Below are 11009 nucleotides of genomic sequence, written 5' to 3' on the forward strand. Positions count from 1 at the left end.
ATCTGAAAAGAACAAAACCTACAGGAGTGTTCACCGTGAGCCGCCTGCTATTGAACTGCGACATCGGCGAGAGCTACGGCAACTGGACCATGGGTCTGGACGCCGAGGTCATGCCCTTCATTGATTGCGCCAACATCGCCTGCGGCTTTCATGCCGGCGATCCGAGCATCATGCGCAAGACTGTCAGCCTGGCCCTGAGCAACGGCGTGCAGATCGGCGCCCATCCGGCCTATCAGGATCTGGTCGGGTTCGGCCGTCGCTCCATGGCGTATACCGCCCAGGAACTTCAGGACATTCTGCACTACCAGATCGGCGCCCTCGACGGCCTCTGCCGGGCGCAGGGCGGGCGTGTCAGCTACGTCAAACCCCACGGCGCGATGTACAACGACATGATGGCCAACCCGGCGCAATTACGCGCCGTGCTGCAGGCCGTGGCGTCTTATGACAAGACGTTGCCGCTGATGCTGATGGCCACCCGCGACAACAGCGCCGCACAGCGATTGGGTGATGAGTACGGCGTGACGTTGTGGTTCGAAGCGTTCGCCGATCGTGCCTACGACAGCGCCGGCATGCTGGTTTCGCGGCAACTGCCGGGTGCAGTGCATCACGATCCGGAAAAAATCATCGAACAGGCACTGACCATCGCCCGTGGTGACAACCTCACAGCCAGCGATGGCAGCGCCTTGCATTTACAGGCCAACACCCTGTGCGTACATGGTGACAATGCCAGTTCCGTGTCGGCCGTGCGGCGCATTCGCGAAGCCCTCGATCAGCAGAGTGCGCCATGAAACTTCGGGTGGAAGTGGTGGCGCTGGATTGCCTGATGGTGCGGCTGTTCGATGAGATCGCCGAAGCCAACATGCCGTGGATGCTCGCTGCCAGCGAAAACCTGCGTGCGGCGTTTGGTGCGCATCTGATCGATCTGGTGCCGTCGTATACGACGTTGATGGTGCATTACGATCTGACCGAATTGAGTCCGACGCAGGCGCGGGAATTGATCGCCGAAGCACTGATCGATTTGTCGCCCAACACTCGCACCGGGGGCAAATGTCATGTGCTGCCGGTCTGGTATGACGTGAGCGTCGGTCCGGAATTGCGCCTGTTGTCTCAGCGCAGCGGGCTGGCCGTGGAGGAGGTGATCCGCCGCCACAGCGACCGTGAATATCAGGTGTTCGCCTTGGGCTTCGCGCCGGGTTTTGCCTTTATGGGGCTAGTGGAAGAAGTCCTCGCCGCACCGCGCCTGAATACGCCGCGCAAAAAAGTCGCGGCCGGCAGTGTCGGGATCGCCGAACGGCAAACCGCTGCCTACCCGGTGGTGTCCCCCGGCGGCTGGAACCTGATCGGCCGCACCCCGGCCAAACTGTTCGACCGCGAACGCGATGGCTACAGCCTGATGCAACCGGGCGACACCGTGCGTTTTGAAGCGGTCAGCCACGCCGAGTTCATCAATCTGGGCGGTGACGACACGCCACTGGAGGCGCAGGCATGAGCCGGCTATCGATTGAAGCGAGCACACCGTTGTGCCTGTTGCAGGACGCTGGCCGTTTTGGCGTGCGGCATCTGGGCGTGACCCAGGGCGGCGGGCTGGATTGGCGCTCGATGTCCTGGGCCAACTGGCTGCTGGGAAATGCGCTGGATGCACCGGTGATCGAAGTCACCCTCGGCGGGTTCAGCGTTGTTGCCGAAGAGGATTGCTTGCTCGCGCTGGCCGGGGCAGACCTTGGCGCGCAACTGGACGGTCAGGCGCTGGCGCCGTGGCGCAGTTTCAAGCTGCGCAAAGGTCAGCGTTTGCAGTTCACTCAGCCACTCCTGGGGGCGCGGGCTTATCTCGCGGCGCCGGGCGGCTTTGATGCGCCGAAGGTGTTGGGCAGCAGCGCGACGGTGGTGCGTGAGGAGCTGGGTGGGCTGGACGGCATGGGGCGGGCGTTAGCCAAAGGCGCGTCGCTGAGCTATTCGGCTGAAGCGCCATTGCTGATGCGCGAGTTGCCTCGCGAACAAGTACCGGACTTCAAATCCGATTTGCCACTGGACGTGGTACTCGGCGCGCAGATCGGCGAGTTCAGCGGCCAGAGCTTGTTCGATGCGTTCAACAGCGCCTGGACCCTCGACAGTCGCGCCGACCGCATGGGTATGCGCTTGCTGGGAACAGCGTTGCAGTACCAGGGCAAACCGATGATTTCCGAAGGTATTCCGCTCGGCGCGGTGCAGGTGCCGCCGGACGGGCAGCCGATTGTGCTGCTCAATGATCGGCAGACCATTGGCGGTTATCCGCGACTGGGGGCGTTGACGCCGCTGGCCCTGGCGCGGCTGGCGCAGTGTCTGCCGGGGGCGACGGTGCGGTTGCGGCCGGTGGTGCAGGATGTCGCGCATCGCGAACAGGTCGAGTATTTGCGCCGGTTTTCAAACCGCTAAAAGCATCGCGAGCAGGCTCACTCCCACAGTTGAACTTCTGCGAACACATAATTTGTGTCCGCTCAAAATCCAGTGTGGGAGCGAGCCTGCTCGCGATGGGGCCCTGGCGGACTGCAAAGATTACTTGGAAAGAAACCGCATCCCTTCCTCAAGCCCCCGCAACGTCAGCGGGTACATCTGGTCATCAATCAAATCCCGAACGATATTGGTCGACGACGTATAGCCCCACGTATCTTTCGGATATGGGTTGATCCAGATGAGCTTCTTGTACTTCTCCTTGAACCGCTGCATCCACACGTAACCGGCTTCTTCGTTCCAGTGCTCGACGCTGCCGCCGGCCTGGGTGATTTCATAAGGCGCCATCGCCGCGTCCCCGATGAAGATCACTTTGTAGTCGGCGCCGTACTTGTGCAGCAGGTCCTGGGTTGACGTGCGCTCGGAGGTGCGGCGCATGTTGTTCTTCCACACCGATTCATAAATGAAGTTGTGGAAGTAGAAGTACTCCAGGTGTTTGAACTCGGTCTTGCAGGCCGAGAACAACTCCTCGCAGATCTTCACGTGCGCATCCATCGAACCGCCGATGTCGAACAGCAGCAACAACTTGACGGTGTTACGCCGCTCCGGCCGCATCTGGATACTCAGCAACCCGGCATCCTTGGCGGTGTGGTCGATGGTGCCATCGATGTCCAGTTCTTCGGCCGCACCCTGACGGGCGAACTTACGCAGCCGACGCAGGGCGACCTTGATGTTGCGCGTGCCCAGTTCCACCGAATCGTCGAGGTTCTTGTACTCGCGCTGATCCCAGACCTTGACCGCCTTGCCCTGGCGCTTGCCGGCATCGCCGACCCGAATGCCTTCCGGGTTAAAGCCGCCGGAACCGAACGGGCTGGTGCCGCCGGTGCCGATCCACTTGTTGCCACCGGCGTGGCGTTCTTTCTGTTCTTCCAGGCGCTTCTTGAATTCTTCGATCAGCTTGTCCAGGCCACCAAGGGACTGGATCGCCGCCCGCTCTTCGTCGGTCAGCGAACGCTCGAATTCCTTGCGCAACCAGTCTTCAGGAATCAGGGCCTGAAGGTGATCGTCGAGTTTTTCCAGGCCATTGAAGTAAGCACCGAACGCTCGGTCGAACTTGTCGAAATGCTTTTCGTCCTTCACCAGAATCGCCCGGGACAAGTAGTAGAACTCGTCCATGTCGGCGAAGGTCACGCGCTGTTTCAGCGCGTTGATCAGGTCCAGCAGCTCGCGCACCGAGACGGGCACCTTGGCTGCGCGCATTTCATTGAACAGGTTGAGCAACATGGCGTTAGCCCCTACTTAATCAGAGCTTAGCGAGTACCGCGACGACTCATGAAGGCCAGGCGCTCAAGCAATTGCACGTCCTGTTCGTTCTTCACCAAGGCACCGGCCAGCGGCGGAATGGCCTTGGTCGGATCGCGCTCGCGCAGCACTGCTTCGCCGATGTTGTCGGCCATCAGCAGCTTCAGCCAGTCCACCAGTTCGGAGGTCGATGGCTTCTTCTTCAGTCCCGGCACCTTGCGCACGTCGAAGAACACGTCCAGCGCTTCGCTGACCAGATCCTTCTTGATGTCCGGGTAGTGCACGTCAACGATCTTCTGCAGCGTGACGCGATCCGGGAAGGCGATGTAGTGGAAGAAGCAGCGGCGCAGGAACGCGTCTGGCAGCTCTTTCTCGTTGTTGGAGGTAATGATGATGATCGGACGCTTCTTGGCCTTGATGGTCTCGTCGATCTCGTAAACGTAGAACTCCATTTTGTCGAGTTCTTGCAGCAGGTCGTTCGGGAACTCGATGTCGGCCTTGTCGATTTCGTCGATCAGCAGAATCACCCGCTCTTCGGACTCGAAAGCCTCCCAGAGCTTGCCCTTTTTCAGGTAGTTGCGAACGTCGTGGACCTTTTCCGTGCCCAGCTGCGAATCGCGCAGGCGGCTGACCGCGTCGTACTCGTACAGGCCCTGATGCGCCTTGGTCGTGGATTTGATGTGCCAGGTGATCAGCTTGGCGCCGAAAGACTCGGCCAGTTGCTCGGCCAGCATGGTCTTGCCGGTGCCCGGCTCGCCCTTGACCAGCAGCGGACGCTCCAGGGTGATGGCGGCGTTGACCGCCAGCTTCAAGTCATCGGTGGCGACGTAGGCCTGGGTGCCTTCGAACTTCATCTGCTAATCCTCGAACGGTAACGCCGACCTGACAGGGCAGGGCGGGGCGCAATAATTGTAGTACCCGACTATAACGCGCTGCCCGGTCGACTGTGAACGCAGACGGCTTATTCAGTCTCTGAATGGGGCGTCACATCTTGACTCAGTCTCGGCGGCTGGCCAGTATTGAGCTATCGCCATTTTGGCGATAGCTTGCGGAGCATGTCTACTAAATATCGATTTCGCGATACGTACCGCATTCAGTTGCGAGAGAAGGACCATCCGCCGCCCCATGTCCACCTGACCGGTGGCGGGCTGGATGTGATGCTCAGCCTGGAAACGGTTGAAGTGATGGTCGGCAAGGCGCCGCCGTTGATTATCAAGGAAGCTCTGGAATGGGTCAGGACCCATCAGGTGCAGTTACTGGAGGACTGGAAACGATGTTACCCATGAAGCGACCACGGTTGTCTGCCGTGCAGGCGTTGCCGGATTACCGTTTGGCGCTGACATTTATCGATGGTCAGCAATTGACGCTCGATTTGAGCCGTGACCTGCGTACCTATCCTGGATTGCAGCCGTTGCTGGAGGCGGGAGCTTTCGCCAGTGCAACCCTGGGCGATGATGGCTGGTGCGTCGAATGGCCTGAGCAGGATATCCAGATCGGCGCAGACACTGTTTATCTGGATGCACTCGCGCAAAACGCAGCGGATGAAAACACCCGGATCTTCATCGACTGGCGTGCGCGTACCGGGTTGCCGCTCAATCAGGCCGCCGAGGCTTTGGGGGTGAGTGCCCGCAGCATCACGCGTTACAGCAGTGGCCGTGAAGCAGTGCCCCGGTCATTGGCGCTGGCCTGTCTGGGGTGGGATTTTCTGCAGCTGCGAGATCCGGCGCGGGCGGCTGAAGAAACCGGCCGTTACACCGTTACACGCAAACCCTAACCGGCCTCCGGCTTCGGCCGTTCATACTGGGCATTGAAGGCCTGGACAAAACCGTTACGTAAAATCTGCAAAAACGCGTGGAACGCGCTGATATCTTGCCGGTGAACGCTGCCACTCAATTCAACGCGCGTTGCAAACTGGTTCTTGCCCTGGTTTTTCAGCACGGTTTCGGAGCCACCGACAATGGCCTCCCAAATGGAGCGGAACAGCCCTTTGTCCTTGTTCTCGACGTCCTGTTGCCAGTTGAACACATCGACGTCTTTGAGCAGTGGCTTGATGTAGCCAGTCAATTGGGCTTTTTTCGCTTGCGCTTCAATCACTACATCACCATGCCCGGCATTGAAATCAAACTTGCCGTAGGCCGAGGCGAAGTCGTTCATGCGTTTGAGTTCGATGCCCGTGGCGCGTAGTCGGAACTGGAAATCCTCGAAGTCGCTCAGCGGATCGAAGGTTGCGCTGGTTTCCAGTGGCGCGTGCCCCAGCAGCAGCGCTTTGCCATCGAACCGTGCGTCGCGCTTGCCTTCCTTGTCGACGACGTTGGTCAGGTTGTAAATGCTGGCGTTGACCTGGGTGGCGTTCATGTTCACGGGGGGCTTGGAATTGAAGTTCCGGAAGCTGATCTTGCCGTCGCTGATCCGCACTTCGTTCAGGGTGATCGGCAGCAATTTCTCCAATTGTGCCCGCCAATCGGTGCCTTCACCGGTCTGGGAGTTTTTCTTGTTGGCGCCGCCGTCGACGAAGTTCACTTCGGGTTTGACGAACTGCGCCTTGGCCACGACCGCGTGGTCGTACCAGAGCGAGTGCCAACTGACGGAAAGATCGATCAGCGGCGCATTGACGAAAGGCACCGGGACCTTGCCTTCGATCTTGACGACTTTCAGGCCGTTGATTTTGTAGGCGCCGCGCCACAGGGCCAGGTCCACGTCGGTGATCTGCCCGCGATAGTCACCCATATTCGCCAATCGTTCGTTCAGGTAGTCACGCACCAGATAGGGCAGGGCGATGTGCAGGGCAAACAGCAACATGAGGAGGCCGGCGAGGGTCCACAGAGGCCAACTGTATCGACGCTTCATGGCGGCAAATCTCTGGCGGTGTAATGCGATTGACTGCTGTGCGGGCCGGACGTTCGACTGACTGGACGACCACGGGCAACAGGCATACCGTGGAGGGCTAATTCAACGCTGCATAAGGACCCAGCCATGAGCCGTATCTTTGCTGACAACGCCCATTCCATCGGCAATACGCCGCTGGTGCAGATCAACCGCATTGCGCCGCGTGGCGTGACCATCCTGGCCAAGATCGAGGGGCGCAACCCTGGTTACTCGGTGAAGTGCCGGATTGGCGCGAACATGATCTGGGACGCCGAAAGCACCGGCAAACTCAAGCCTGGCATGACCATCGTCGAACCGACCTCCGGCAACACCGGCATTGGCCTGGCGTTTGTCGCCGCCGCACGGGGCTACAAGTTGGTGCTGACCATGCCGGCGTCCATGAGCATCGAGCGGCGCAAAGTGCTCAAGGCGTTGGGCGCCGAACTGGTGCTGACCGAGCCGGCCAAAGGCATGAAAGGTGCGATCGAAAAGGCCACTGAAATGGTTGCCAGCGCCCCGTCCGTCTACTTCATGCCGGCGCAATTCGAAAACCCGGCCAACCCGGCCATTCACGAGAAAACCACTGGTCCGGAAATCTGGAACGACACCGACGGTGCCGTTGATGTGCTGGTGGCCGGCGTCGGAACAGGCGGAACCATTACGGGGGTTTCGCGGTATATCAAGAATACCCAGGGCAAACCGATTCTCTCGGTGGCGGTGGAGCCCGTGGTGTCTCCGGTGATCACGCAAGCGCTGGCCGGTGAAGAGATCAAGCCTAGCCCTCACAAGATCCAGGGCATCGGTGCCGGCTTTGTGCCGAAGAACCTCGATCTGTCGATGGTGGACCGGGTCGAGTTGGTCACCGATGACGAATCCAAGGCGATGGCTTTGCGCTTGATGCAGGAGGAGGGAATTTTGTGCGGCATCTCTTGCGGTGCGGCCATGGCTGTGGCCGTGCGCCTGGCCGAAACGCCGGAAATGCAGGGCAAGACCATCGTGGTGATTCTGCCGGACTCCGGTGAGCGTTACCTGTCGAGCATGCTGTTCAGCGATCTGTTTACCGAGCAGGAGAATCAGCAGTAATCGTGAACAAATCAAAGCAGTGATGTTTCGATTTTGATCCCGACAAGTGGGCTGATCCAGGTCAGCCCCCGTTCAGGAGACATATGTTAAGAAGTGCGTTGTTGCACAATCTTTAACAGTGAATGTTGAGGAAAGCGGGTTTTTCCCGAGGCCGGTAGTGTTTATCATGGCCGACTGCCACGTCGGGTAAATGGCGTAGTGCAGAGTTGCTAATTCTCAAGGAGTTGTAGATGACCTTTACCATTGCCGCGAAGGCATCGCTGTTGCTGCTGTTCCTCGGCAGTACCCTCTATGTGCACTTGCGCGGCAAGGCGCGATTGCCGGTCTTGCGTCAGTTCGTCAACCACTCCGCTTTGTTCGCACCTTACAACGCCTTGATGTACCTGTTCTCCAGCGTGCCCTCCAAACCCTATCTGGATCGCAGCAAGTTCCCGGAACTTGATGTGCTCAAGGACAATTGGGAAGTCATCCGCGACGAAGCCATGCACCTGTTTGATGAGGGTTACATTCGCGCCGCCGAGAAAAACAACGACGCCGGTTTTGGCTCGTTTTTCAAGAAAGGCTGGAAGCGTTTCTACCTCAAGTGGTACGACAAACCCCTGCCATCGGCCGAAACACTGTGCCCGAAAACAGTGGCCCTGGTCAGCAGCATTCCCAACGTCAAAGGCGCCATGTTCGCCTTGCTGCCGGGTGGCAGCCATCTCAACCCGCACCGCGATCCGTTTGCCGGTTCCCTGCGTTATCACCTGGGGTTGTCGACGCCGAATTCCGATGATTGCCGCATCTTCGTCGACGGTCAGGTTTACGCCTGGCGTGATGGCGAAGACGTGATGTTCGACGAAACCTATGTGCACTGGGTCAAGAACGAAACCGAGAAGACCCGGGTCATTCTGTTCTGCGACATCGAACGTCCGTTGAGCAACCGTATCATGACCCGCATCAACCGCTCGATCAGCAGCCTGCTCGGTCGTGCCACTGCGCCGCAGAACCTCGATGACGAGCGTGTCGGCGGGATTAACCGGGCCTACGCCTGGAGCAAGAACTCCAGCGATAAGGTCAGCGGTGTGGTCAAGCAGTGGAAGCGGCGCAATCCTAAAGCCTACCGTGTGCTGCGGCCGGTGCTCGCGGTGGTGGTGTTGACGTTGTTGGGGTATTGGTTGTTTGGTTGATGTCGATTACAGAAAGACCGCTCGCTTAGAGCGGTTTTTTTTGCCCAGGATTTCATCGGCGCCCGGCGAGCACGTCAGGTTCTTCGCCTTCGATGCCTGTCGCAAGTATTTCCAGAAGGCGTCGCTGACTATCCGTGAGCACCAGAGCAATCTTTTTCCTTTCCAGTGCGGGTAAGCGATTTTTTGTAGGGGATTTCTTACTGGATTTACCCATTTTGTCCTCCACTATTGATCATTTATTAAGCAGTTTTTTACGATACTTGGCTTTCCACCGCTTTGACAAGCCGCCGTTCCGTATCGAAATAGAAGCCATGTTGTTGATAAATAGGAATCGCCCCTTTCAAGGGCTCCTGAACTTCGATGAACCTGCTTCCAATAATTGTGGCGTAGTGCTGAATGACCATTATGGACAATGTAGCAATGCGTTTTTTAAGGGGATGAGCCTCTCTTGGCCGTCCCTCCAGTCGGACGATGCGAATTCGTTGCCGACTTTTGTTTGGATTTGCGAAGCAGAGCCCACACAGTTGTTTATCGAACCAGATGGATAAATCCAGCGCCAAAGGCTCCTTCGCTTTCCATCCAACAACGTCATGCCATGAAAAATGAAAATCATCCCAGCGCTCCCAGGCACTCAACGCTTGTGCGTCGATAGGTTCAAATCGCACCTTCGATAAATCAAGAACGGTAGGGCCAGACCGTTCCTTTTTCTCTTGCAGCTCGGCGGTGCTGGCGGTGGCCAGTTTTCTAGCTCTCGATTTATACAATTGATACCGAAGTTGAGTCCGTTCCCTTGGCATTTGATCTCTTGCATTCCCTGTCCCCCTCAGTGGGCGATTTCCTTTCCCTCAGAGTAAGCAGCAGATCTAAAGCTGTATCTACTGGCCCTTTGTCCAAGTCATTGCAATCCATGTCGAGCGCTGGTTATAGTCGGCGCTCGGTGATTTCCATTCACCGTCCATCCCATCAAAAAAGATCAGCCCATGCCTGCTTCCCTCATCAACGCGGTAGTCGATTCAGCGGTCCACGCTGGCGTCGTGCCGTGCGGGGATCAGCAGCCTGCGCAGATCAGTCATTACCCCCCACCTGTCCGTAGCACGCCGGTGTACGCAGTCGTATCACCGCCGGGCGTTGGCGTTTCGGGCTGATCAGCTTTCCCTGCTGTTCCCTTGCCCTTCTAAAAGCGTTCGCCTGAAAAACTACTGGATTTCAGCTTCGGCTGAGTTGGCTTTTTATGCCTGACTACAGGTGGTATTCATGTTTGTCCTTTCGAAAAAATCCGCGCTCGCGGCGGCGTCCACGAGCCTGTTCGTTTTGCTGTGGAGCAGCGGGGCGATCTTCTCCAAATGGGGCCTGGCCCACGCGTCGCCCTTCGCTTTTCTGCTGATTCGTTTCGCCATCGCGCTTTGTGGATTGGTGCTGCTGGTGCCATTGCTCAAGCTGAAACTGCCCAAGGGTGGCAAGCCGATGCTGTATGCGATGGCCACTGGTGTGGTGTTGCTGGGTGCTTATCAGATTTTCTATCTGCTGGCCCTGGACCTGAAGGTCACGCCAGGCGTGATGGCCACGATCATGGGTGTGCAGCCCATCCTCACGGTGGTGATCATGGAGCGCCAGCGCTCAGCGAACCGGGTGTTCGGTCTGATGCTGGGTTTGGCCGGATTGATCATGGTGGTGTATCAGGGCATTGGTCTGGCCGGCATGTCGCTGGCCGGGATGTTTTTCGGTTTACTGGCGTTGGCGAGCATGACGTTCGGTTCGATCATGCAGAAACGCATCACCGATAATCCCCTCGGTACGCTGCCGGTGCAGTATCTGGCGGGGCTGTTGTTGTGCGGGATTTTCGTGCCGTTCCAGCCCTTTCACTTTGAACGCAGCAGCGGTTTTATCGTGCCGGTGCTGTGGATGGGGCTGGTGGTGTCGGTGTTGGCGACGTTGTTGCTGTATCGGCTGATCGCCCGGGGCAATCTGGTGAATGTCACCAGTCTGTTCTATCTGGTGCCGGCGGTGACGGCGGTGATGGATTATCTGTTTTTCGGCAACCAACTTGCGGTGTTGAGCATGGTGGGGATGGTGCTGATTATTGTTGGTCTGGGGGTGGTGTTTCGTCAGGCGCGGTAGAGCGGTTGGGGAGGGCATATCCGTTTTTTTTGTGATGGCGGCTGG

At 58.2% G+C, this 11009-nt stretch carries 14 protein-coding genes; 9 read left to right on the top strand and 5 right to left on the bottom strand.

The features are described from left to right. Positions 1 to 35 precede the first annotated feature (35 nt). Genes J4E42_RS21910 through J4E42_RS21920 form a run of 3 tightly spaced genes read left to right on the top strand, consistent with a single transcriptional unit; the run spans position 36 to position 2412 of the window. Positions 36 to 788, top strand: coding sequence for a 5-oxoprolinase subunit PxpA (locus J4E42_RS21910; RefSeq protein WP_207286125.1), 753 nt, complete (start codon positions 36 to 38; stop codon positions 786 to 788). Next, the gene (gene pxpB / locus J4E42_RS21915; RefSeq protein ID WP_207286126.1) at positions 785 to 1489 is read left to right on the top strand and encodes a 5-oxoprolinase subunit PxpB; all 705 of its coding nucleotides are present in this window, start codon (positions 785 to 787) and stop codon (positions 1487 to 1489) included. Before J4E42_RS21910 ends, pxpB begins: the two co-directional genes overlap by 4 nt. Then, positions 1486 to 2412, top strand: coding sequence for a biotin-dependent carboxyltransferase family protein (locus J4E42_RS21920; RefSeq protein WP_207286127.1), 927 nt, complete (start codon positions 1486 to 1488; stop codon positions 2410 to 2412). The genes pxpB and J4E42_RS21920 overlap by 4 nt, the downstream gene beginning before the upstream one ends. Before the next feature lie 120 nt (positions 2413 to 2532). Here J4E42_RS21920 and J4E42_RS21925 read toward each other — a convergent pair whose 3' ends face one another. Together J4E42_RS21925 and J4E42_RS21930 are read right to left on the bottom strand one after the other, a co-directional pair. Beyond that, positions 2533 to 3711, bottom strand: a complete 1179-nt coding sequence (locus J4E42_RS21925) for a VWA domain-containing protein (RefSeq protein ID WP_008035063.1) — start codon at positions 3709 to 3711, stop codon at positions 2533 to 2535. A 26-nt stretch (positions 3712 to 3737) separates the two neighbouring features. After that, the gene (locus J4E42_RS21930; RefSeq protein WP_008035065.1) at positions 3738 to 4583 is read right to left on the bottom strand and encodes a MoxR family ATPase; all 846 of its coding nucleotides are present in this window, start codon (positions 4581 to 4583) and stop codon (positions 3738 to 3740) included. 201 nt (positions 4584 to 4784) lie between these two features. On the opposite strand from J4E42_RS21930, the gene J4E42_RS21935 reads away from it, so the two are divergent. Further along, a complete protein-coding gene (locus J4E42_RS21935; protein ID WP_032829218.1) occupies positions 4785 to 5015 on the top strand; it encodes a DUF4160 domain-containing protein in 231 nt (76 codons plus the stop codon). Continuing rightward, positions 5003 to 5503: a DUF2442 domain-containing protein gene (locus tag J4E42_RS21940; protein WP_008035069.1), complete on the top strand. Its 501-nt coding sequence runs from the start codon at positions 5003 to 5005 to the stop codon at positions 5501 to 5503. Before J4E42_RS21935 ends, J4E42_RS21940 begins: the two co-directional genes overlap by 13 nt. On the opposite strand, the gene J4E42_RS21945 is transcribed toward J4E42_RS21940, so the two are convergent. Further along, on the bottom strand, positions 5500 to 6576 hold the full coding sequence (locus J4E42_RS21945; protein ID WP_008044884.1) for a DUF748 domain-containing protein: 1077 nt from the start codon (positions 6574 to 6576) through the stop codon (positions 5500 to 5502). The two genes, J4E42_RS21940 and J4E42_RS21945, sit on opposite strands and share 4 nt — an antisense overlap. A 126-nt stretch (positions 6577 to 6702) precedes the next feature. Between J4E42_RS21945 and cysK the strand changes: the two genes are divergently transcribed. Both cysK and J4E42_RS21955 read left to right on the top strand, forming a co-directional pair. Further along, positions 6703 to 7677: a cysteine synthase A gene (gene cysK, locus J4E42_RS21950; protein ID WP_207286128.1), complete on the top strand. Its 975-nt coding sequence runs from the start codon at positions 6703 to 6705 to the stop codon at positions 7675 to 7677. A gap of 230 nt (positions 7678 to 7907) precedes the next feature. Further along, positions 7908 to 8846 (top strand): aspartyl/asparaginyl beta-hydroxylase domain-containing protein, encoded by a 939-nt coding sequence (locus tag J4E42_RS21955; protein WP_192228714.1) that lies wholly within the window; start codon positions 7908 to 7910, stop codon positions 8844 to 8846. A gap of 52 nt (positions 8847 to 8898) precedes the next feature. Here J4E42_RS21955 and J4E42_RS21960 read toward each other — a convergent pair whose 3' ends face one another. Both J4E42_RS21960 and J4E42_RS21965 read right to left on the bottom strand, forming a co-directional pair. Then, positions 8899 to 9060 (bottom strand): hypothetical protein, encoded by a 162-nt coding sequence (locus tag J4E42_RS21960; RefSeq protein ID WP_192228715.1) that lies wholly within the window; start codon positions 9058 to 9060, stop codon positions 8899 to 8901. A gap of 37 nt (positions 9061 to 9097) precedes the next feature. Beyond that, entirely contained in the window at positions 9098 to 9643 is a 546-nt protein-coding gene (locus J4E42_RS21965; RefSeq protein ID WP_207286129.1) for a hypothetical protein, read from the bottom strand. Positions 9644 to 9826: 183 nt separating this feature from the next. Between J4E42_RS21965 and J4E42_RS21970 the strand changes: the two genes are divergently transcribed. Both J4E42_RS21970 and J4E42_RS21975 read left to right on the top strand, forming a co-directional pair. Next, on the top strand, positions 9827 to 9991 hold the full coding sequence (locus J4E42_RS21970; protein ID WP_177318199.1) for a hypothetical protein: 165 nt from the start codon (positions 9827 to 9829) through the stop codon (positions 9989 to 9991). A 109-nt stretch (positions 9992 to 10100) separates the two neighbouring features. Then, entirely contained in the window at positions 10101 to 10964 is an 864-nt protein-coding gene (locus J4E42_RS21975) for a DMT family transporter (RefSeq protein ID WP_008044889.1), read from the top strand. The last annotated feature ends 45 nt before the right edge of the window (positions 10965 to 11009 follow it).

The sequence above is a fragment of the Pseudomonas sp. FW300-N2A2 genome (assembly GCF_017351735.1).
Classification (GTDB): Bacteria; Pseudomonadota; Gammaproteobacteria; order Pseudomonadales; family Pseudomonadaceae; genus Aquipseudomonas; species Aquipseudomonas migulae.